15 protein-coding genes and 4 pseudogenes are annotated in these 22,285 nt (G+C 39.2%); 6 read left to right on the forward strand and 13 right to left on the reverse strand.

Features of this window, described 5'->3' with window-relative positions; translation table 11 throughout:
- Nucleotides 1-8 precede the first annotated feature (8 nt).
- Together QUD05_RS22650 and QUD05_RS22655 are read left to right on the forward strand one after the other, a co-directional pair.
- On the forward strand, nt 9-2,672 hold the full coding sequence (locus QUD05_RS22650; protein WP_289798046.1) for a hybrid sensor histidine kinase/response regulator: 2,664 nt from the start codon (nt 9-11) through the stop codon (nt 2,670-2,672).
- The gene (locus tag QUD05_RS22655; protein ID WP_289798047.1) at nt 2,662-4,029 is read left to right on the forward strand and encodes a diguanylate cyclase domain-containing protein; all 1,368 of its coding nucleotides are present in this window, start codon (nt 2,662-2,664) and stop codon (nt 4,027-4,029) included. Before QUD05_RS22650 ends, QUD05_RS22655 begins: the two co-directional genes overlap by 11 nt.
- 77 nt (nt 4,030-4,106) lie before the next feature.
- Here QUD05_RS22655 and aat read toward each other — a convergent pair whose 3' ends face one another.
- Nucleotides 4,107-4,682: a leucyl/phenylalanyl-tRNA--protein transferase gene (gene aat / locus QUD05_RS22660; RefSeq protein WP_289798048.1), complete on the reverse strand. Its 576-nt coding sequence runs from the start codon at nt 4,680-4,682 to the stop codon at nt 4,107-4,109.
- A gap of 100 nt (nt 4,683-4,782) precedes the next feature.
- Between aat and QUD05_RS22665 the strand changes: the two genes are divergently transcribed.
- Nucleotides 4,783-5,112 carry a DUF8822 family protein gene (locus QUD05_RS22665; protein WP_012410384.1) on the forward strand — a complete coding sequence of 110 codons (330 nt, stop codon included), beginning with the start codon at nt 4,783-4,785 and terminating at the stop codon, nt 5,110-5,112.
- A 78-nt stretch (nt 5,113-5,190) separates the two neighbouring features.
- On the opposite strand, the gene rpsN is transcribed toward QUD05_RS22665, so the two are convergent.
- From rpsN to QUD05_RS22695, 6 genes and pseudogenes are all read right to left on the reverse strand, one after another.
- A complete protein-coding gene (rpsN, locus tag QUD05_RS22670; RefSeq protein ID WP_012410383.1) occupies nt 5,191-5,493 on the reverse strand; it encodes a 30S ribosomal protein S14 in 303 nt (100 codons plus the stop codon).
- A gap of 76 nt (nt 5,494-5,569) precedes the next feature.
- On the reverse strand, nt 5,570-6,259 hold the full coding sequence (nth, locus tag QUD05_RS22675; protein ID WP_289798050.1) for an endonuclease III: 690 nt from the start codon (nt 6,257-6,259) through the stop codon (nt 5,570-5,572).
- On the reverse strand, nt 6,235-7,335 hold the full coding sequence (gene rseP, locus QUD05_RS22680) for an RIP metalloprotease RseP (protein WP_289798051.1): 1,101 nt from the start codon (nt 7,333-7,335) through the stop codon (nt 6,235-6,237). The genes nth and rseP overlap by 25 nt, the downstream gene beginning before the upstream one ends.
- 511 nt (nt 7,336-7,846) lie before the next feature.
- Nucleotides 7,847-9,106 (reverse strand): annotated as a pseudogene (gene serS, locus QUD05_RS22685) (serine--tRNA ligase); the annotation flags it as partial.
- Nucleotides 9,107-9,259: 153 nt separating this feature from the next.
- Nucleotides 9,260-9,460, reverse strand: a complete 201-nt coding sequence (locus tag QUD05_RS22690) for a hypothetical protein (protein WP_289798052.1) — start codon at nt 9,458-9,460, stop codon at nt 9,260-9,262.
- A 233-nt stretch (nt 9,461-9,693) separates the two neighbouring features.
- Entirely contained in the window at nt 9,694-10,272 is a 579-nt protein-coding gene (locus QUD05_RS22695) for a DUF3611 family protein (RefSeq protein WP_181930989.1), read from the reverse strand.
- 667 nt (nt 10,273-10,939) lie between these two features.
- Here QUD05_RS22695 and QUD05_RS22700 point away from each other — a divergent pair.
- Nucleotides 10,940-11,287: a PadR family transcriptional regulator gene (locus tag QUD05_RS22700; protein WP_289798053.1), complete on the forward strand. Its 348-nt coding sequence runs from the start codon at nt 10,940-10,942 to the stop codon at nt 11,285-11,287.
- 53 nt (nt 11,288-11,340) lie between these two features.
- Nucleotides 11,341-11,871: a cofactor assembly of complex C subunit B gene (locus tag QUD05_RS22705; protein ID WP_289798054.1), complete on the forward strand. Its 531-nt coding sequence runs from the start codon at nt 11,341-11,343 to the stop codon at nt 11,869-11,871.
- A 451-nt stretch (nt 11,872-12,322) separates the two neighbouring features.
- Here the strand turns inward: QUD05_RS22705 and QUD05_RS22710 are convergent, their stop codons facing one another.
- A complete protein-coding gene (locus tag QUD05_RS22710) occupies nt 12,323-12,640 on the reverse strand; it encodes a DUF3155 domain-containing protein (protein ID WP_041566316.1) in 318 nt (105 codons plus the stop codon).
- A 287-nt stretch (nt 12,641-12,927) separates the two neighbouring features.
- On the opposite strand from QUD05_RS22710, the pseudogene QUD05_RS22715 reads away from it, so the two are divergent.
- Nucleotides 12,928-14,284 (forward strand): annotated as a pseudogene (locus tag QUD05_RS22715) (GAF domain-containing sensor histidine kinase).
- Between the two features lie 133 nt (nt 14,285-14,417).
- On the opposite strand, the gene QUD05_RS22720 reads toward QUD05_RS22715, so the two are convergent.
- The 5 genes and pseudogenes from QUD05_RS22720 to QUD05_RS34495 form a co-directional block, all read right to left on the reverse strand.
- Nucleotides 14,418-17,144 (reverse strand): protein kinase domain-containing protein, encoded by a 2,727-nt coding sequence (locus tag QUD05_RS22720; RefSeq protein WP_289798055.1) that lies wholly within the window; start codon nt 17,142-17,144, stop codon nt 14,418-14,420.
- Between the two features lie 6 nt (nt 17,145-17,150).
- The gene (locus QUD05_RS22725; RefSeq protein WP_289798056.1) at nt 17,151-17,885 is read right to left on the reverse strand and encodes a hypothetical protein; all 735 of its coding nucleotides are present in this window, start codon (nt 17,883-17,885) and stop codon (nt 17,151-17,153) included.
- Between the two features lie 643 nt (nt 17,886-18,528).
- Nucleotides 18,529-19,770 (reverse strand): S-layer homology domain-containing protein, encoded by a 1,242-nt coding sequence (locus QUD05_RS22730; protein ID WP_289798057.1) that lies wholly within the window; start codon nt 19,768-19,770, stop codon nt 18,529-18,531.
- 416 nt (nt 19,771-20,186) lie between these two features.
- Nucleotides 20,187-20,816: pseudogene (locus QUD05_RS22735) on the reverse strand (S-layer homology domain-containing protein); the annotation flags it as partial.
- A gap of 348 nt (nt 20,817-21,164) precedes the next feature.
- A pseudogene (locus tag QUD05_RS34495) lies at nt 21,165-22,061 on the reverse strand (right-handed parallel beta-helix repeat-containing protein); the annotation flags it as partial.
- Nucleotides 22,062-22,285 lie beyond the last annotated feature (224 nt).

The following is a 22,285-nucleotide window of genomic DNA, read 5'->3' on the forward strand; positions in this document are numbered from 1 at the left end:
TTGAAGCTATGCAGCACTCCTTTTTGGGTGGCATCCGTACAAAGTTAATCGCCTCGTTTCTCGTTGTTGCTTTGATTCCGTTGCTGTTATTGGCATTTGTCAACAAACAGACAACTGAAAAAGCACTAACTGACAACGCCCGACAAGCCCTATCTGCGGCGGCTAACGAAACCGCTAACAGAATAGATGCCTTTATTGATGGAAATCTCAATGCCGTGCGCGTAGAGGCGATTTTACCAGGTTTGGCACGCTACCTCAGCCTAACTCCAAAACAGCGAGATGGCAGCCCCGAAATGCAATTGGCGACAGAAACATTAATCCGTCTCAGTCGCAAAGATATGCTCAATATTCTCTCTTATGCTTTGCTCGACTTAAACGGTAAAAATGTATTGGATACACGTACACTAAATATTGGCAAAGATGAATCAGTTCAAGATTATTTTAAAAAACCGCTAAAAACTGGTTTTTCCTTTGTTTCTAGCATGAAGCGATCGCCGACAATTCCCGATCTTATTACCCTCTTTTTTAGCAGTCCGGTTCGCAATGCTAAGGGAGATATATTGGGTATATTGCGTGTTTCATATAATGCGACTGTTGTTCAGCAGTTAGTAACTCGACAAACCGAACGGGCTGGGGCAAAATCTTTTGCGATTCTTTTAGATGACAATAATATTTATCTGGCACATAGTACTGCACCAGAACTGCTTTTTAAATCAATTGTGCCTCTGCCCGATGATGTTGTAACTCAACTGCAATTGGAAGGTCGTTTGCCTAATTCTTCTCTCAAAGAATTGGCAACTAATGAGTCAAAACTTCAACAAGCATTGGATAATAAACAGTCGTATTTAATTGCATCCTTGGAAGCAACAGGCGATTGGGTTAATCTGATTGCGATCGCTCGTTTGCAATATAAACCTTGGTCTGTGTTGTTTGCGCGACCCCTTGCCGTTGCCCTAGCACCTGTAGAAAATCAAATTCGTAACACAATTTTTCTATTTGCATTTATTGCTGGAGTAGTGACAATCATTGCTTTTGTCATTGGACAATTGCTAACAAAGCCAATAATTCATCTTACCAATATAGTTTTCCAGTTTACCGCAGGTAACTTAGATATCCGCGCCAAAAATAAATCAAAAGACGAAATAGGTCAACTGGCAAAATCGTTTAACAACATGGCACTTCAGTTACAAACATCTTTGGAAACTTTGGAACAACGGGTACAAGAAAGAACAGCAGAGTTAGCCATTGCTAAAGAGAAAGCCGAAGTAGCAAATCAAGCTAAAAGTTTATTTATTGCGAATATGAGTCATGAATTGCGATCGCCACTCAATGCTGTTCTAGGTTTTTCTCAATTAATGTTACGTGCTAACAACTTACCTGCCGAGCATTATGAAAATGCCGGGATCATTTATCACAGTGGTGATTATTTACTAACCCTCATCAATAATATTCTCGATTTATCAAAAATAGAAGCGGGTCAAACTACTCTTAACCCTAGAGACTTTGACCTGTATCGCTTGCTAGATGACTTAGAAGATATGTTACATTTACAGGCAAGTAATCAAGGCTTAAATTTAATATTTCAACGTAGTAAAAATGTCCCATGTTATATTTGCACAGATGAGTTAAAACTCCGGCAAGTATTAATTAATTTAATTGGTAATGCCATTAAGTTTACTCAAAAAGGAACAGTTAGTTTAACAGTAAATAATATTAGTGAAGAAATCACAGATATTTTAACTATTGATTTTAAAGTCTGTGATACAGGAGTGGGGATAGCAGCCGCAGAATTACCCAAACTATTTAATGCTTTTTCTCAAGCACAAGCTGGAAAAGAATCCCAAGAAGGAACAGGTTTAGGTTTAGCAATTAGTCACAAGTTTATTCAGTTAATGGGAGGAGATATTTCTGTTGAAAGTAAATTAGGTGTAGGGACAACTTTTCAATTTTATATTCAAGCAAAATTAGGTCAACCAAGCAACAACAATACTTTAGAAGGATATCCAAAAGTATTAGAACTTGCACCAGGACAATCTATATATAAACTATTAATAGTAGATGATAAACCTATTAATCGCCAATTATTAATTAAACTTTTACAACCGTTAGGGTTTGAGATGAAAGAAGCTGGTAATGGCAAAGAAGCGATCGCTATTTGGAATGAATGGGAACCCCACCTGATTTGGATGGATATGCGAATGCCTGTCATGGACGGTTACGAAGCTACAAAATATATCAAGTCCACTACAAAGGGGAATGCTACAGCTATAATTGCTCTGACGGCAAGTGTTTTAGAAGAAGAAAAAGCGATCGTCCTTTCAGCCGGATGTGATGACTTTCTCCGCAAACCTTTTGCAGAACATACAATTTTTGACACACTAGCCAAACATCTTGGTGTTAAATATATATTTGCTGAAAATAATTATTCAAATTTGGAATATACAGAAAAAAATCCTTTAACATCAAACAATTTAATTTGTATGTCTCAAGAGTGGATTAATCAATTTCATGAAGCTGCTTTAGAAGCAAATACTAATCGGGTCATAGAATTAATTAGAGATATTCCCAAAACAGAAACATTTTTAATTCAATCTTTAACAAAACTTGCTCGTCAATTTGAATTTGAGGAATTGGTTGATTTAGCCGAACCCCTGAGAAGCAATGAATCTTGATTCTGATAAAGAAAATAAAGGTAATATTCTCTTAGTAGACGACAGTCCCAAGAATTTACATTTATTAAGTGATTCTCTGGTCAAACTTGGCTACACTGTTCGCAGCGTCACAAGTGGGCGGATGGCACTAAAAACAGTTAAGGCGAAGCGGCCAGAGATCATTCTTTTAGATATCAAGATGCCAGAAATGGATGGCTATGAAGTGTGTAGAATTCTGAAAGCAGATGAAGTTCTACGCACCATTCCTGTTATTTTTATTAGTGCTTTAGATGATGTTTTCGATAAAGTGATGGCTTTTGAGTCAGGGGGCATAGACTACATCACCAAACCCTTTCAGATGGAAGAAGTTGTAGCGCGCCTAGAAAATCAGTTAACCATTCAACGCCAGCAAAGGCTTCTAGAACAAGAAAATATTAAGCGTAGGGCAACAGAAGAGATACTGTATCAGTCCAGGGCAATGCTAGCCAGTATTTTGAATAGTTCACTAGATGGTATTGCCGCTATGCAAGCTGTTCGCAACCCTGTAACTGGAGACATTGAGGATTTTCGTTGCTTAGTTATGAATCCTGTCATTGCTAGAGCCTTCGGAAGTAAATCTGAAGAGATGATTGGCAAATTAGTACTCAAAAAATTCTTAGCCAATCTAGAACCAGAACTCTTTAATCACTTCGTTAATCTTGTCGAAACGGGAGAAGCTTTAAAACGGGATTTTTACCATCCATTAGGTAATTCTTGCTGGTATCACTTTGTTGCAGTCAAACTAAATGATGGTTTTGCTATTACCATACGCGACATTACTGGACGTAAAGAAATTGAATTGGCTCTCCAAGATGCCAATCAGAAACTAGAACAACTGGCAAATTTAGATGGCTTGACTCAAGTGGCTAACCGTCGTTGCTTTGATGCACGACTGAAAGCAGAATGGAAACGCCTTGCACGAGAACAACAACCCCTGTCACTGATTATGTTTGACGTTGATAAATTCAAACTTTACAACGATTACTATGGGCATCTTGCAGGCGATGATTGTCTAATGAGGATAGCGCAAACAGTACAAAAGACAATTCATCGTCCTGCCGATTTAGTGGCGCGTTACGGTGGAGAAGAATTTTTGGTACTCTTGCCTAATACTGACTTAGAGGGAGCGATTAAAGTTGCGCAAAGTATCCAGCAAGCAATTCATGCTCTGGCTATTCCCCATATACAGTCTGATGTCAAGAATATCATCACCGTTAGTTTAGGAATTACCTCTCGCCTACCCACTTGGGACATCAGGCCAGATACACTCATTGCCTCAGCAGATAAAGCACTGTACCATGCTAAACAAAATGGACGCGATCGCTATTGTAATGATTAAAACATTTTTTATGGCAATACCTTCATTCCCGCCATTACTACATGAGTAACAATCGCATCCGAGGCTTTTTTCTCAAATTAGACTAACTTACAAGCACATTGCAACGCTTGCTGAAGTAAAGATTGATATTCTTTATCCCCAATTCGATAAGCGCCAAACCTTTCCAAATGGGGATTCATCATTTGGGCATCAAAAAATACAAATTCCCTCTGACGCAATCTTTCCACCAACTTAACCATCGCCACCTTTGAGCCTTCGGGAATGCGGTAAAACATCGACTCGCCAATAAAAGCCCCACCAATCACAATCCCTAAAATTCCCCCCGCTAATTCATCACCCTGCCAAGTTTCAAAACTATAAGCATAACCATTCTGGTAAAGTAGCCAGTAAATCTTTTCCAATTCCGGTGAAATCCAAGTTGTCTCTCTGTCAGCACAGCCAGCCACCACAGCTTGAAAGTCTCGATTAATCGCCACAGTAAACCGTTCTTGATTCAAAACGCGCTGCAAAGACTTCGGGTAACGAAACCGCTCATCCAAAGGAATCAAAGTCCGATCGCGACTTCCGTACCAACTCAAGCGATCGCGTTCATCAGCCATGAGAAAATAGCCTTGTGCATAGCCCTCAACAATAGCGGCGATATCATATTGCATAAATAAATATAAAAAAACACTAGAGAAACGCAATTTGATGCTACCACTCAACCTCAGCGTTTCTCTGCGTTTCCCTCCGCGTCCCTCTGCGTTAAAAAAAATGACTCAACCAATTCCACCCATTACCCTACCACCGCCCGAAAACCCTCTACTCGAAGGTGAATGGTTACGAGAACGCTTACAACGGTGGCTAGATACAGAATTTATCCCCGAAGCAGTAAACCAAAATATAGCCCAACGAGCCGCACAGATTTTTGTGCGTCAACGGATGGAAGGAGAAAATGACCTTGGTTCTCTGGTAATTGCCATTGTCACAGAGATGCAGTCCTATGATTTTTCCAATAGCTTTTACGGAGAGTTTGCGATCGCTAACGCCGTCAGCGATCTACTCTTAGAAAGTCTGGGAATTGATAAGTGTTGTGGTCAATAACAGTTATGAGTTAGGAGTTAGGAGTTAGGTTTGTTTCAATTAATAACTCATCACTCATAACTCATCACTCATAACTTTTTACCAACTAGACTTCACAACTCCAGGTAAAAGACCTTCATGCGCCCATTCTCGCAGTACGTTCCGAGACAAGCCGAAATCGCGGTAAACTCCTCTAGAACGACCAGTTAACCAGCAACGATTGCGGTGGCGGGTGGGCGCACTATTCCGGGGTAGCTGTTGAATCTTCCGGTGGATTTCTAGCTTATCCAAAGGAGATGCTGCACTTCTGAACTCTTCTAAGAGAGCTTCTCGCTTGTCAGCATACTTTTCTATCAACCTAGTGCGCTTTTTCTCGCGCTCAATCATGCTCTTTTTAGCCATATATTCTCTAACTTATTTAAAGACACCGTTTTCCATTCTACAGTCTCTCCATCAATTCTGGGGTTACTTGTGTCGCTTACCCTACAACTACTGGCTGATTCGCAGCAGGACATAAATCGGCAAGCTCACAAGCAACGCAAACAGGAGAGCGGGCTTTACAAATAGCACGACCGTGATAAATCAGCCGAATTGACCAATTTTCCCAATCAGGCTGAGGCAATAAACCCATTAAATCTTGCTCAATCCGAACGGGGTCTGTATGTTCAGTTAAACCCAAACGTCCGCTGAGGCGCTTGACGTGAGTATCTACTGTCACGCCAGCATTAATGCCATAAGCATGAGCTAGGACTACATTTGCTGTTTTGCGCGCCACACCAGGAAGCTTTAATAATTGCTCCATTTGGTTGGGAACAACAGAGTCAAATTCAGTAACAATCATCCGACAGGCGGCTTGAATATTCTTGGCTTTGTTGCGATAAAACCCTGTTGAACGCACCAAACTTTCTAATTCTACCAAGTCAGCGATCGCTAAACTCTCAGCATCAGGAAACTTACCAAACAAAGCTGGTGTCACCTTATTCACTCGCTCATCAGTACATTGAGCGGAGAGAATCGTTGCCACCAACAATTGTACTGGCGTTGAGTAGTTCAAAGAGCAAGTAGCATCTGGATAAAGACGCTTCAGACGAGCTAAAACTTCTATCGCCCGTTGCTTTTTAGATAAAGATTTGCGGGTAACGCTCACTGGAATAATTTTTGTACCCACTCCAATTGGCTAGTTAATTGGGAGGTTTCTTTGACTATCAGAAAAATTCCCAAGCCTAAGAGTAGCACCAAACCAGTTTGCATTACACCTTCTTGAATCCGGGACGGTACAGGCTTACCGCGTAAACCTTCAATTAGCAGAAAAGCGAGTTGTCCGCCATCCAAGGCTGGTAAAGGCAAAATGTTGATAATAGCCAAGTTAATGCTGATAATAGCCGCAAAAGACAACAGATTTACGGTATTGTCCTCAGCTAATTTTGCACCGATTTTGACAATATTAACTGGGCCAGAAACTTGTCCAGCAGTTTGTTGAAAATTGGTAATCAACTGACCAAAACCGCTGAGTGTCCCAACAAATAATTGTTGAAATCTATTAGCAGCAAGACCGAAAATTTCAAAAGGACCATTAGGACGGCGATAAATTGCTGTAGCATTTGGACTAAGTGCCACACCAACTACACCTTTGCCATCGGCTCCCAATTTCGGAGTTAATTTTATGGATTGTTGTTGTTTTTCACGCAGAATTTTCAGTTCGATTTGCTGATTGGGATGAGTTTGAATTTCTTTCGTCAGCAAAGGAGTTGATTTCTCAGAAGCCGGGAGTTCTTGACCGTTAACAGCCAGAATAATATCTCCTTCCCGAATTCCTGCTTGATAGGCAACAGATTCTTGATTAACAGGCTGTACAACGACACCAGCTTGATAGTTTAATTCCTTGGGAATGCCAACAATACCCAATTGCAGAGCCAACACCAAGTAGGCAAATATTAAATTGGCGATTACTCCGGCACTGATAACTATCGCCCGGTCTAAAACTGGACGGTTACGCAGCAGATTTGGGTCATTGGGTGGAACATCGCTATCGGGGTCATCATCGGGAAAGCCCACAAAGCCGCCCAAGGGAAAGGCGCGGACAGCATATTCGGTTTGTGACCCTTGGTACTTCAAAAGAACTGGGCCAAAACCCAAAGAAAAACGGTTAACGAGAATGCCTTGAGAACGTGCTGCAACAAAATGCCCCAACTCGTGTACCAAGATCAAAACAGCCAAGACTGCGATCGCTGCTAAAACTGACATAGAGTAAATTGTGAAGATATTAAGCTATAGTTATCTCCATTCTAATTGGGCATTGGGTATTGGGCATGGGGCATTATTTCAAGTTAGTAGTGGCGTGTCAAGCTTTAAATGTTGCAATAAAATTTCTTGTGGGGTGGGCATCCTGCCCGCCCTGGACGGGCGAGACGCCCATCCTACAAGAGTCAGCTAATGCACTATTTTAGTCTAGACACGGCAGTAGGGTGCGTTAGCGACAGCATAACGCACTATTTTGTCTATATACTCCAAATCGTAAGTTTTGGTCAGATTGGTTTTTCTGCTAAAACAACAACGATAGTATTACCCACACAACATAAGAGGCAATTGGAAGCCAAAACAGCAAATCAACAATATAACGGTATTGCAATTGTATTGTTGGCTTTGAAACACGTTCTAGTAAGACTGGTTGCAAAACTTGGGGTACAACTGGTGAGTTTTGAACTCTTTGTAAATTTGGCAGCGATGGAAAACTCAACTTTTCTCCATGCTGAAAATAAGGTTGCAATACTTCTGGTATTCTTACTGTCCCATCAGGTTGTTGATAATTCTCCAAAATTGCTGCCATCGTCCGTCCCACCGCCAAACCCGAACCATTGAGGGTATGTACGAACTGAGTTCCTTTCTTCCCTGCCTCTTTGAAACGAATATCAGCCCGTCGCGCTTGGAAATCTATAGTATTGGAACAGCTAGAAATTTCGCGGTATTTGCCAGAAGAGGGCAACCAAACCTCTAAATCATAAGTTTTGGTAGAGGCAAATCCCAAATCTCCAGTACTTAAATTTACTACTCGATAAGGCAATCGCAACGCCTGTAAAATTGCTTCTGCATTCCCTACCAATTTCTCCAGTTCATCAAAAGACGTACTGGGTTCGACAAATTTCACCATTTCCACCTTGTTAAATTGATGGAGGCGAATTAATCCCCGCATATCGCGCCCATAACTACCAGCTTCGCGGCGAAAACAGGGAGTATAAGCACAGTGGTAAATAGGCAAATCTTCAGCAGCGAGAATTTCACCCCGGTAGAGATTTGTAACTGGAACTTCGGCTGTCGGAATCAGCCATAAGTCATCATCAGCACATTTAAAGCTTTCTTCCGCAAACTTGGGTAACTGACCGGTCGCTGTCAAAGACTCGGTATTCACTAACAGAGGCGGACTAACTTCCACATACCCAGCTTGAGTATGGAGAGTCAGCATAAATTGAATTAATGCCCTTTCCAATGCCGCACCAGCGCCTATCAATGTCACAAAGCGACTTTGGGCAACTTTCACAGCTCGTTCAACATTGAGAATACCCAGCTTTTCGCCAATTTCCCAGTGAGGAAGAATATTCGGATTTTGGGGAATGTACTCATCACCCCAACGCCGCACTTCTACGTTATCTTCCTCATTCTTTCCAAGGGGTGTAGAGTCGCTTGGCAAGTTGGGAAGTGCTAACACAAGTTGAGCAATTTCAGCTTTGAGGTCTTTTTCTTGGGGTTCTAGTTGACTCAACGTCGCTTTGACAGAGTTACCTTCATCCCGCAAAGCTTGAATTTCTGGGTCTTGAGGATTAATCCCAGATTTAATCTTCTGGCCGACTATTTTACCAATTTCGTTACTCCGGGCTTGGAGTTGACTACGCGTCCCCTCAAGTTCCCGTTGTTGCCGATCTAACAGTAATATCGGTTCGATGTCGTATTTACCACTACGACTATTCAATCGTTCTTGAACTAATTGCGGATTTTCCCGTATTTGCTTGATATCCAGCACAGATTTTTCTCAGTTTTTAGCCTATTATCTACCTGCCAACACATCAGCATATACTGATTTTGGCTTCGTATGAACAGAAAAGCAACCATTTAAATTTTTCTAGACCTGCCAATCCTGCCAGGGCTAGAAAAATTTAAAACCCAAAATTTGGGATTAATCTTCCGATTTTCTCGATTCTTGAGTGTTTGCAGGTGAGGGTAGCCAGTAGGCAAGTACACCTGATAAACCACTCCAATACACTGCCTGATTTTGGCTATTAGCGCGTTCCATAAAGATTAGGGAACTACATAATCCAATCATCAATGTGCTAAAAAGTACTTGTATCCCAAACTTCCAGATTTCTAGTTTTTTCATAGTGTCAGACCTCCAATAAAAATTAATTCACCCTAATAACGGTTCAAATATCACTCTTTAGATGGGTGCTAATATTAAGTAACTGGTATTAGTCTTCACACTGTAATTTAATAATTTCGGAAAAGTACAATCAACATATTTGAATTATTGCCATACAACCTCTGAAAAGAGGAGAAAAGAAGTCAAAAGAATTGCTTATTTTTGACTATTACCTTTTCTTCTGACTCCCTTTTCTAAGGTCGGTTAATGCGATTGAGTAACCAAAGTGACGCCACCAGCCCTGCAAAGTGGGCAGAGACAGTGTTGGTGTTTGCCTGTACTACAAGCATATCTAGACCGCTAATAATCCGGGTAGGGTCAAAAAATTGGGTAGTTATCGCTTGCGGAGATATGGATCGTGCTACCAGTGTGCCAACGATCGCTTGCGCCCCCAAAAGAGTCACTAGCGTTCCCCCTAAATTCACCCACAGCCCTAAGCGTAATACTTGCACAGTCTCGCTTTTCCGAGGGCGGTTGCTGGGATTGGAGGATTCCAATTGCTTGCCAATCCTAGTGTAACGGTAAGCTAAATAAATCCCCCCACCCAAAACAACCAATCCACAAATTGCTAAAAATACGCCAAAGCCAGTCCCAGGATTATTACTAGGACTGCCAGTTCTTTGATTAAAGATGGCGAACAGCAGCACAATTATGCTAGAAACAACGCCTAGTACTAGCTGAATCCAAAAGCTAATCCAACCTGTAAGGCGAAAAGTTTGGGCAATTGCCCTAAGAGTTGAGGAAGATGATGGGGCATCGGGAGTTTGTGACATAGCGATCGCTAATATGCTGGGTGCTTGATAAAAGAAGGCGAGAACAAGAGGATAAAGGGATGCGAGGACACGGAGAGTTCTTTCCCTACGTCTCCCCTCTCCTGTCTTCTTTCCCTAGTGTTTAGCGCCTTCTTTGATAAATTTACTATTACACTTGTCAAATAAGACAAGAAATTCTGCGATCGAAGAAATCAGAAATGGTTACTGCTTAAGTGTGTCCACTGACATAGCAGCTAGATCCCAAATATATCCCTTAGCTTAAGATTTTAGAATTTGCATTGGGAAAATCACTGTAAAAAAAGTGTTTATTAAGTTTTACAGACAAAACAGCATTTTACCTGTAAAATTTCTTCGATGGCATTTTATTGCTTAAGCAGTTCTAAGCAGCTCGGCATCAGTTAGCACCAAGATAGTGACTCTCTCACTGTCTGTTCGCTCCTCACCACACCGTATCGAGCTTGAGTGGGGGTACATTATTTTGTGCCCTTAAAACTCGCAAACTCGCCCCACAACTTCACAGGCGTGGGTAACTGTTTGATGTTTACGCAATGGATATCTAGTCTAAGTAGCTTTATTATGTATTACTCGCGTAGTAGTAGCACTGTATACTGACTACAAGGATTACAGAATTTACCCTAATGCATTTTTTTTAGCCATTCACCTAACCATGAAACTTGAGGATATATATCAATTTTTTGAGAATCCTCCGCCAACTTACCTTTGTCAGGAACTAGCAGTTTGTTACATACTGTCTGTTTTATTACAAGGTGAATCCTACGGAACCGAGTTGATTGAGCAATTAGAAACTGAGTATCCCGTCTATCGGCTTTCAGATACCGTACTTTACAGTGCAATCAAATTTCTGGAAGACCAAAAGGCAATTACTGGATATTGGAAGAAACTTGAAGGACGGGGACGCCCCAGGCGGATGTACCAAGTTTCTCCCGAATGGCAAGTTCAAGCTCAGGATTTAGCTTTTCAATGGCTTGACTACATCAACGGGAGGAAAAAGTAACGAATCATTGATAATGAATAAGTCTCCTCCAGTCAAACACTAACAATTAAGTTATGGATACTGCTATTCTGCCATCTACGTTCCTGCTAACCTTGTTGTTATCGGTTGGGCTGTTTTTCTTTATTCGTGCCTCGACTAAAGACCGCATAGAAATAGCGCAACTGGTATCTGAGCAAGATGAAGCTGTTTTAATGTCTCAATTAAAAGAGTACTTTCGATCGCGGTCTTACCGAGTGGCAGCGGTAGACCGAGAACAAAATCAGGTAATTTTTGAAGGTAATGTTCGTCCCAGCTGGTTCTTAGCTATATTTCTAACTTTACTGGCAGCGACTGGGATTGTTTGTCTATCTCTGGTTACATACCTGCTTTTTCCTAGCCTCAGTACCCTTGTTCTGGCGATGGTACTGCTGTCGCCTTTAAGTGGTCTATTTTATTGGAAAAAATCTGGAAGACTTGAGAAGGTGTCGCTCAAAGTAGAAACAACTCAGAGCGAACAAACCTCCTCAAGTAAGATCACTGTAGTCGCCCATCGAGATGAACTCAGCGAGTTGCAGAGGACTCTACAGCTCAAGCCTGGGAAATAATTGTTGATTTTTGCGACCATCTCTTAACTATGATATGCAGACTTCTGACCTAACCTACTATGCAGGCAATGGAAAGTAGTCAGGAGAAAATCAAGACTGCTGCTTTGTCAGTTTTCCCCATGACCAACGTCGTGGGGAAAAAATTTAAATTCATTAACTTAAATTCATTGACAGAGCAAACTTTAACCATTTACGGCATAAGAGCGCAACTTCACTCTTCCTTTTAGACGCGCTTGGCTCTATACCCACTCCCTTCTGCATCATCAAATTAGTATCAACCCATGCAATCTAGCGTGGTTTGAAACAGGTTCAATTTCCAACTACCTGGACTAGATTTACTGGCAAATCAGCTACAAACTAAAAAAAAATTAAATTTTGCATAAACTTAGCAATTTTGCCAGTTAATAATAGTCAGGAGCCACACTCAATGCCCAAGATGACCATCTATGGTTCACCGACTAGCTAAAGCAAGAGGTTCTTGACCTGGTGAAGGTTCTAACACCCTCAAACTAGGAAACAAGAAATGGTTTTCCTCTACGTATTGAGCACCAAACAGTCCCTTTTCTGCCCAGAAATAACGATCTGTAGTGTGTTCATTTCGCTTTACAAGTAGCAACGCTGGTGGCAAAATTCCTTCAGCTTGAATGAATCTTCTAGCTGCTGTTACAGGCTTTTCTTCGCCACTTTCGATGCTATATTGAGGCACGTGTTCCAAAATGCGTCGTCCTTCCTGACGACGACGACTCTTCCTTTTGCGTCTCCTTGCCAATCTATTGTCCTCCTCTTTCAAGCTATAGATTGTAGTGATAGCTACAAAATCCGTCGTCATTATATAGGTTCTAGTTCAGAATATCAATAGTTTTTAACCTTTTAATATAAGAAAGTTAATATCTTTGAAACATCGAGAAAATAAAATCACCTAAGAATATAATCCCCTAGTAGAAACCATCTCTTTTGAAAATTTTAGTTAAGCTTTATTAAATGAGTGAGGTAAAAATTAAGTATCCTCTCTTACATCATGCCTCAAAATCTATAATCTTGAGCAAGAGCTAAAAAATGTTAATGTCTGCCAGTTCCGATTTTCTTGCTCTGTGTCGAGAGCAAATAGCGCTACTAACCCAAGGGCTGGGAGCAACTTTAAGTATTGTATACCTAACACAAGAATTGGTAGATACTCCTTCTGGCGATGCCAAACTAATTCCTGTGGTGATTTACCCGGAAACAGCATTATTGCCGCCAGGAGAGGAAACTATTGAAGCGACGGCATATAAGCAACTTCAAGTTGGAAATGCGTTTATATTACCCAATCATCAGGGAAGGTTATTGACAGCAGGTTCAGAATCTCCAACTTCGTCACGGGAGTCTGAAATACCAAATGCATCTCAACCCGATCTTAAAGAGGAATACTTACTTAGTGGCAACCAAATTGTTTTACCTCTGATTTATGAGGGTGTGATGATGGGGTTACTAGTGACACGCAGGAAAGATCGGGCATGGAATGAACACGAGCAAAATCAAATTCAACGGATAGCGCAAACATTAGCGATCGCTTGTATTTTAGATCAGCGGCGAGCATGGTTTGAGCAACAGTTGCGCGAGCAACAAATTCTCCAAGAAAAACAGCGGGATTTGCTGGATAATTTATTGCATCAGTTTCGTAACCCATTAACGGCGTTACGGACTTTTGGCAAACTGCTATTGAAACGACTACGACCAGCAGACGCTAACCGGGATGTGGCAAATAGTATTGTCAGAGAAAGCGATCGCCTTAAAGAATTACTGCAACAATTTGAACAAGTAATTGACTTGACAGAGGCAGATTTAGCACCACTACATCTGCCTGAAGATGAAGTATTTGTAGAAGCAACTATCCAAAAAGACGCTAAACCGCCACTATTATTGCCGGGAACGGGAGATAAAGCAGTTGACTGCTCCCTAGCAGATATATTAGAACCATTATTAATATCAGCCAAAGCGATCGCCCAAGAGCGAAAGCTAAAACTAATAACTGAAATTAAACAGAATTCATCCTTAGTACGTGCCAATGTCAAAGCATTACGAGAGGTGTTAACTAACATTATTGATAATGCTTTGAAATACACTCCCACTATGTGGCAAAATTTTGATTCAGGCGGGACAAGAAAAAGCTAATTTTCAGGGAATAGTCATTAGTGATAACGGCTCTGGCATTCCACCCCAGGATTTAGAACATCTTGGAGAACGGCATTATCGCGGAGTACAAGCGCAAACAGAAATTCCGGGCACAGGTTTGGGGTTAGCGATCGCTAAACAATTAATAGAACAAATGCAGGGCGAAATAGAGGTTTTCAGCCCTGCAATCAACGCTAAATTAACTTCAACCAATGCACCGGGAACTACTTTTATTATTTGGTTGCCTGAAACTAAAAGTTAGTCTATTCAAAACGGTTCAGTTAAGCATTGTTTTCCTCTCTCTGTTCCCTCTGTGCCTCTGCGGTTCGTTAAAAAAATTGACTTTGATAAAGAGTTTTAGCCTTAACTGAACCGTATTGCATTATAGTTAGCATTTAAAGAGTTAGCATGTCATCCAAGCGCATTGTCATATTACCTGACTGTACTTCAACGAGCGAAGAAGTTAGCTTATCAAACTCTAGAGATACACCTATCTGGTTATTATTTATTAATTTAGACAGTGTTGGTATTTCTTCAAGCGACTCATCACTAACATATGATCTAAGAAGGACAGGATGGATGTCATTGCTATTGATAAAATCAGTAATATTATGCTTGAGTTTCTCAATATCCTTAAGAAGTGAAGTAATTCGCAACTTATCTTCTGTGCCGCTCTTATAATAGGAATTCTCACTTTCTTTAATAGTAAGTTTTAAATACATATAAGCAACTCTTTCAAGAATTTCTCTAATTTTAGACATTTTTACATTTTTTGGCTGCTTGCTAAAAGCAAGGTTATCAAAAAAATTCTTTTTTTGTTCATTATCATTATATGGTTCTCTTATATTTATCTTCTTATTTTTAAGAGAATTATTCATAGTCAAAAGACTATTAATTATATCATTTATTCCTGGTTTACTGTAAGTATTGTTTTCAATACCTACGAAAAATATATTGTATATATAAATTCCTATCATGTTTAAATAATAAACACAAGGTTCAATATTTTGGTAGTACACAACTTCCCTTACTATCTCACTATTAGCAATATTATTTATAATTTTCGATACTTCATCTTTATTGTCTTCCTGAAACGAGACGTGTTTATAAGTTAAATTAGACCCTTCAGAAAATTCAACTTGCAACAATACATTTGTAGTATTATTTTGAGGCTTTATTATAATCCAATCTCCCTTTTCAATATTATTTCTATAATAAGACGAATCTAAAAATTGATATTCATATTGTTTGTTCTCTAATTCTTTAATTTTAATTTTTCGACGCAGAAACGCTAAATAATTTGGAACAAAAGGATTTCCCATATCACGAGTAATTTTTGTATATACAGAGTCACTTCTTAAATCTTTCTTATAATACTCTTCCGTCTTGTATGCCTGAAACCTTATAGTTAGATTTTCTGGTTCACCATTTGTCTCTCTAATAACCAAGTTTGTAGGATGTAACTCACTAAATGAGAATGAATTCTGCGAGGATGAAGATTGCACAGAGCGATTAACTAATTCAGATATTTTATCCAAATACCAAAATCCTCTTACAAAACGAGCAGGTAATTTATCCTTATCCAAGTTCTGTAGTTCTTTAAGTGTTTCTAAAAAACTTGGAGTAGGTGAATTATTTTCCTTTTCCCAATTGCGGCGATAAAGACTATTATTTGTTCTTCTAAATTCAAAATTTTTACTCTGCTCTAATTCCAGTATTTTATCAAGCACAAGCTGCACAGCTATTTTATCAGAACTGTCATCGCTAAGGGTATAAAAAGTATTTCCTGCTTTGTAAAGTATGCACTTTAAAATAATCTCAACAATTTCGCGAGGAGCATATGTTGTGGAATTTTTATGAAGCTTAAAAGGCTCAAATACCTGCACTAAACTTGGTTCGCTAGATTGAAGACTAAAAACCTTCTCATAGTCTTCCATTATCTCATCAACTTTTTTCTCGTTTTTGTCATAAATTACTCGAATATTATCATAAAAACGCTCTGGTGATTCTCCACAAGTAAGTAGGTCAAAGAAAATCGCTCCCAAACCAAATAGATCGGTTTGTATTCCTTGCCGTTTATACAATAAAATCTGTGTTTTACGATCGTTATTAATATTTTTAATAACATCATTATTCACATTAAGGAAAATGCGTATTGATGAGTTTTCATCAATAGAGATTGACTCAATTTCATACTGTTCTTTATTTTTACTAAAAACGACAAAATCGTTATTTCCAATAATTGAATCACGAAGTTTAGGATCGGTACTAATAAGCTCAACTTTATGGTTTTCGCTATCCACTTGAATATCTGCATCACAAATATCAAAATAGTCTTTTTGTTCAGGTGAACGGTAGTGACGTGTTCCAAGAGGTAGCTCTGCACTAGCTATTGGCAAAGATGTAGTTATTGGATCTCTTTTTGGTAACAGAAAACCAAGGTCGCCAATCACAGCTTTAACCTCAGAACCCTCTTCGTTTACGAAAATATTTGCAGGTTTCATATCGAGGTGTAACAGACCAGCTTTATGAAGAGTTACAAGACCTTGAGCAATATCTTTTAAATATGGAAGTATGTTAGCTATACGATCTTCAAAGGTCATCTGTCTAAGAATCTCATATCCTGTAAGGTTCCCAGCAGTAGTATGTTGAGATTTTTCCTCTTCTGTATTTTGTTTACCGTCTCTTTCCAAAATGTCTTTCAGTGTTGCATCATACTTCTCAGTTACTAAAGCATAGTTTGAGATTCTTAATTGCTCAAAAAATACCTTTAGTGTCTTATAAACATTTGATTCTTGAAATAAATCAGTCCAACCAACTGTCCTGATAACACCAAAAATCTTTCTCTCTCCCTTGGCTCGTGTAATTTCTTGTGTTGATTTAATTTCATTGTCAAAACGTGACTGATCGATCTTATGAGCATAAAGAAGTTTAACAGCAAATCTGTCTTCTTGATTACTATCATGGACTGCAAATACTATACCAAAAGTGCCATCACCAAGTTTAATAGGCTGCCCTTTTGCATCTAATGTCAAATAAAAATTTTGGCTGTTACCCCCTAAGGTTTTAAATGAATATTTGTCAGCTTCTTGTTTAAGGCTATCTTCTTTTTCTAAGGACATAGTAATTTACTCCTGAGCTAAAATAAAGAGAAAATATTCTTTACGAGAGGTTTTGGGTTTATATTCAATTAAGATTGTTTTTTTTACTATGTTTTTCTCTACTGAGAATACTAAGTCAGGAATTGCTTCCAGCTTTATAATTTCGCCGACTTTATACTCTGTAAATTGGAAGGTTTCCGATAACTCTGATGATAAATTATTTATATCTATCACTCGTTTGGAACTATTTCTTGGAAATTCTAATTCTATAACCCCGTTTTTATTAAGACATAATCCAAATTGTTCTGCATTTTCGATTGTTTTAATCAATGCCCACTCATTTTCCTGTATGGGAATTAATTTAATATTGTCAATTAGCACTGATTTATCTTCTGGTTTTCCTTTTTTGTTCCACCAACTTTTTTGATTAATAATTAAATGTAATCCACTGCTAAAAGGGACATTTTTAATATTGAATTTGATGTTGTTTCCTGGCTCTGTTCTCCGTTTTTCTGGCGTATTATTTGGAAGAAAAGCAATGGATTCATTTACATTGTCTAACGAATTTTCTAAGCTTTTATTTGTAGAATCTCTGGGAGTAATTATAGCTAAAGGCTTATTTTTATTACCTATTATAACGAAATTAAAATTAATAGACGGATTGATATTTTCTGCCAGCTTTAGATTCAGATTTTCGATACCTGTAAGTTTAGGGATAAATCCTTGAAGTAATTTAATAATATCTAATAAATCTTGATTCATAAGCCTTATTTCCTTTCTCTACCACCTAATTAATTTACGCGCTTGAGCAAAAGTACCAACATTAAAATTATTTTTAATAAATCCTAGAAAAATTAGTCTTGTCTTACCTCTGGAGCGCCATTATCACTCTCATCAATGAAAATATCGCAAAATTACTGCTGAAACTTGGTTTCAGCAATTTTATAAAAATGGTAAGTTTAGTCAAAAAATAGTGTGAGTACTACATGCTTACAATATACAGCACTTACACTAATCTTACAATTCGACTTTAGATTGACGCTCTTTTATTACTCTCATTAGAGAATATTTAGAACCTTGTTTCTGTGTGCTTGCTTCCAAATGAAGATTTTTTGATTTTGCCGATCAAACCTTTTAAAAAGATTCAAGATCAGCATCTTATTTTTCTCTCATCAGATATATAAAAGAGGGCTAAAGTCGAGTTACAAGTTATGATGTGCTTACCCTGGAGAGGAAAAAATTTTAAGAGTATCCCAAATTTACAAAATATATTCGACATCTCCATAAATTATTATTTGTTGCCTAAAACCCTTGTAGAGCCGTAGCACTGCTACGTCTCTACATTCGTTTTCGGAGAAGTCTAATCTATGCGAACAGATTGTAAGTTATAACTTTGCATTAATAACTATCTGAGTGAAACCAACAAGTTTTGATTGATGGTCATTTGTAAATCGGTATTTGGGTCAATGGCGATTAAGTCAACACTATTCTTACCGAAGAACAGACCAACCAACGCACCGATACCAGCGCCACCCAAGACTTCTTCTGTGGCGATCGCGCGATCGCCTGTGACAGCAGATACCGCAGTTGCCGCACCTGCGCCCAATACAGTATTCTTGATAATTGAACTAACACTAGTACCCTTCTTGACAGTTTCAGTTTTGGTAATAACGTCAGAAGTAGCGTTCAACTGATACTCTTGACCACTGGTCAAAACCAGTTTTTCAGCAACGAATTGAGAACCGCCTGTAGCAGGTTTGAGTTGACCAACAACTTGACTCCCAGCAGGAATCACTACAGCTCCGTCTTGCGTAACCACGTTTTGGGATACTGTCAATGTCAAGGGCGAGGTTTCATCCTTTGTAACGAGAATTTTTTCTGCCTTGTCATACTTCACAGGAATAGCAGTCCCTTGAGCAATTGTCACTGATGTAGGTGTTGGAGTAGTAGATCCGACAGCCACAACATAAGGTGAGTTAATTGCTGAGGCTTGATTAGAACTAACCAATGCTTGGTAGATAAAAGCTGCTACTTGCGCCCGTGTAGCAGTTGCAGTTGGATTCAGGAAGTTCACATTCGGATAGTTCACCACAATTTTCTTTTCAGTTGCGGCTGCGATCGGGCTACGGGCATAGCTAGCGATGTTAGAGGCATCGTTGAAGTATTGCAGAGTGCTTTCTGTATTACCGCTAGGACTATATTCCAAACCGTTAGCGAGGGAAACTAAAACCTGTTCGCGGGGAATAGCTTGGTTAGGCTCAAAGCGATTTCCAGGATAACCAGATAAGAAACCAATGGTATAAGCTTGCTGAATTGCACTGGATGCCCAATAGTTGCTAGGCACATCAGCAAAATTGATTGGCTGCCGTTGTTGTGCTTTTTGGAAAGCTTTGTTGACCATCGCAGCAAATTGAGCGCGTGTCACCGGTTCTTCTGGGCGGAAACTACCATCAGGAAATCCGGCAATTACACCTCGTTGAGATAATTGTTGAATAAATTGTGCCGCCCAATAGTTAGATGAAACATCAGAAAAAGTAGTTTGAGCTAAAGATGGTGAAGATGTAATGAAAGGTGCTACAGTACCGACTGTAATGCTCAAAGCCATGAGTGCAGCTGTTCTAGATTGCCAACGATTTAAGTTAAACATTATTTTTTTGCTCCAGTCCTATTATTTTTTTTACTGTTAATTAGTTAGACATTTACTAAAGTACAAGGTTCCTAATTTTTATGCTTTTTGTAAAAACCATTACTTTAGTCATGCACTCATTATTAAATAATCTATGCCAAACGAACTAGCTAATAGAAGTAATGTAATCACACTATTACCTATTAGCAAAATTCCGAAAATATAGATACTGAGTGAGACGATATAGAGAAAGAATAGTTGCTGTTAAATAGAAAATTTTATGGTTAAAAGTGAAGGCGATCGCACACTCTCGTTCAAGTAGCGATCGCCTCTTGAATAACTATCTAAATCAACAGATTCTAATTGTGACTGATAGAGGTGTTGAAGTAGTAGACTCAACAACCATTGTATAGGGCGAGTTAATTGCTAAGTTTTAACACAACATAAGGCGAGTTAATTGCTGAGGCTTGATTAGAACTAACTAATGCTTGGTAGATAAAAGCTGCTACCTGGGCGCGAGTAGCAGTTGCGGTTGGATTGAGTAACTTGACATTCGGATAGTTCACCACAATTTGCTTTTGGGTTGCAGCTGCAATTGGGCTACGGGCATAGCTAGCGATATTAGAGGCATCGTTGAAGTATTTCAGAGTGCTTTCGGTATTGCCACTAGGACTATATTTCAAACCGTTAGCGAGGGCAACCAAAACCTGCTCGCGGGGGATAGCTTGATTAGGCTCAAATCGATTTCCAGGATAACCAGATAAGAAACCAATGCTATAAGCTTGCTGAATCGCACTAGATGCCCAATAGTTGCTAGGTACATCAGCAAAACTGATTGCAGTCCGTTGTTGGGCTTTTTGAAAAGCTTTGTCAACCATCGCGGCAAATTGAGCGCGTGTAACTGGTTCTTCTGGGCGGAAGCTACCATCAGGAAATCCGGCGATTACACCTTGCTGAGACAATTGTTGAATAAATTGTGCTGCCCAATAGTTAGATGAAACATCAGAAAAAGCAGTTTGAGTTGAAGATAGGGGGGAGCATCCCACTGTGATCTGTTTGCCTTGCAAAGGATAATTCACTGGATCGCAAACAAAACCTGCCGAATTAGCCTGTATAGAAGTCCGGGTTGGCGGATTTTGTTTCTCTGGCTGTGATTTCCAATCGTCAGATATTTTTTCGAGAGTGGGATGCTTACTTAAAAACTCTGAGTCTGCAACAATATCGTGAGGGCCCTTAGCACTTATTTTAGAGCTATTGAGATAGATATTATAATCATAAACAACGTTTTTGTTTTTAGTATTGTTATTAATGTTTTTTCCAGGAAAAGCATAGAGAAGGTTCCTGAGAATTTTGACATCAGATGAGGTATGAGCAAATATTTGCCCACCATTAAGTTCTGGACTCTGATTATTTAAAAAAGCTGTGTTATTTACAATATCAACATGGTCGCTAAAAAAGGCATGAATACCCGATCCACCATTATTAAATGCAAGATTGTTTTTAACTAAAGTACGTCCTTTATATGCACCCAATTTTGAGGTGTCTTGATTTCTTGTACTATCGATAATAATGCCATTACCGTCTGTGATCTTTCCAACTGCAATCCAAGGGATGTACATACGATTGTTGTAGGTCTTGTTGTTGGTAACAAACATCTTGTATCCCTGGTTGTTGTCAGAATTCCAATTATTCAACATTGAAATGCCACTGCAACCATAAACACTGTACCAGGCATTATTAAATACTACATTATTATCTATTGTCACATAGTCTGCTTGAATCGCTGAAATACCTGCTCCTCCACAGTCATGCACTTTGTTGTTCAGAATACGGATGTGATGAACATGACCATTAGTTCGTCCATCAACGCTTATACAGTTTCCATTTGTCAGTGGGTTTACTTTGTTAGTCTTCTCTTTCATCGCATAATCAAGGGTGATATTGGCATTGTTTCCCATAACCTCCAGCCCGTTGATCTCGATATATGAAGCTTTATTTGAAATCGTTATACCATTCCATGTATTGTGCTGAATTTTTGGTAAATGCCCAGGATATGCTTTATACCTAATCCATGCATTTGCAGTTCCAGAACGTTTAATACTTACTACACTCCCAGCTTTGCCTGTATTTGTGTATACTCCATTCATTATCAATACTGTATCGCCAGGGTTGGTAAGGTCTGCTGCCTTTTGAATTGTTTTAAAGGCAGATGAAGTAGAAAGTCCGCTATCATTGTCGTTTCCATTACCACTAACATAGTATGTTTTCGGTGTTGAATTCGCGCTGATTAGCTCACGGCTAGATAGACTCATTTCCTTGTTAGTGGATACCTGACGGGCGTTTTCAACTAAAGATACTTTTATATTGTCTCCCGGAACCAAAAGACTTAATACTACGGGAATTGCAAGATATGTGCTTAAATTTAAACCTTGAATTACCACAAGAAAAAGCTCCTCGATCGCTACTACTTAACAAAAGTATCAGGATATTCCATCATTTTGAATACTCTTTTGGATACAGAATACAATAAAGCCAA

It is taken from the genome of Nostoc sp. GT001, assembly GCF_030382115.1.
In the GTDB taxonomy this organism is placed as follows: domain Bacteria; phylum Cyanobacteriota; class Cyanobacteriia; order Cyanobacteriales; family Nostocaceae; genus Nostoc.

Excerpts from the sequence above, each read along its gene's own strand:
- QUD05_RS22650 (WP_289798046.1), top strand. The coding sequence starts at position 9 with ATGCAGCACTCCTTTTTGGGTGGCATCCGTACAAAGTTAATCGCCTCG.
- QUD05_RS22655 (WP_289798047.1), top strand. The coding sequence starts at position 2,662 with ATGAATCTTGATTCTGATAAAGAAAATAAAGGTAATATTCTCTTAGTA.
- aat (WP_289798048.1), bottom strand. The coding sequence starts at position 4,682 with ATGCAATATGATATCGCCGCTATTGTTGAGGGCTATGCACAAGGCTAT.
- QUD05_RS22665 (WP_012410384.1), top strand. The coding sequence starts at position 4,783 with ATGACTCAACCAATTCCACCCATTACCCTACCACCGCCCGAAAACCCT.
- rpsN (WP_012410383.1), bottom strand. The coding sequence starts at position 5,493 with ATGGCTAAAAAGAGCATGATTGAGCGCGAGAAAAAGCGCACTAGGTTG.
- rseP (WP_289798051.1), bottom strand. The coding sequence starts at position 7,335 with ATGTCAGTTTTAGCAGCGATCGCAGTCTTGGCTGTTTTGATCTTGGTA.
- QUD05_RS22690 (WP_289798052.1), bottom strand. The coding sequence starts at position 9,460 with ATGAAAAAACTAGAAATCTGGAAGTTTGGGATACAAGTACTTTTTAGC.
- QUD05_RS22695 (WP_181930989.1), bottom strand. The coding sequence starts at position 10,272 with ATGTCACAAACTCCCGATGCCCCATCATCTTCCTCAACTCTTAGGGCA.
- QUD05_RS22700 (WP_289798053.1), top strand. The coding sequence starts at position 10,940 with ATGAAACTTGAGGATATATATCAATTTTTTGAGAATCCTCCGCCAACT.
- QUD05_RS22705 (WP_289798054.1), top strand. The coding sequence starts at position 11,341 with ATGGATACTGCTATTCTGCCATCTACGTTCCTGCTAACCTTGTTGTTA.
- QUD05_RS22720 (WP_289798055.1), bottom strand. The coding sequence starts at position 17,144 with ATGTCCTTAGAAAAAGAAGATAGCCTTAAACAAGAAGCTGACAAATAT.
- QUD05_RS22725 (WP_289798056.1), bottom strand. The coding sequence starts at position 17,885 with ATGAATCAAGATTTATTAGATATTATTAAATTACTTCAAGGATTTATC.
- QUD05_RS22730 (WP_289798057.1), bottom strand. The coding sequence starts at position 19,770 with ATGTTTAACTTAAATCGTTGGCAATCTAGAACAGCTGCACTCATGGCT.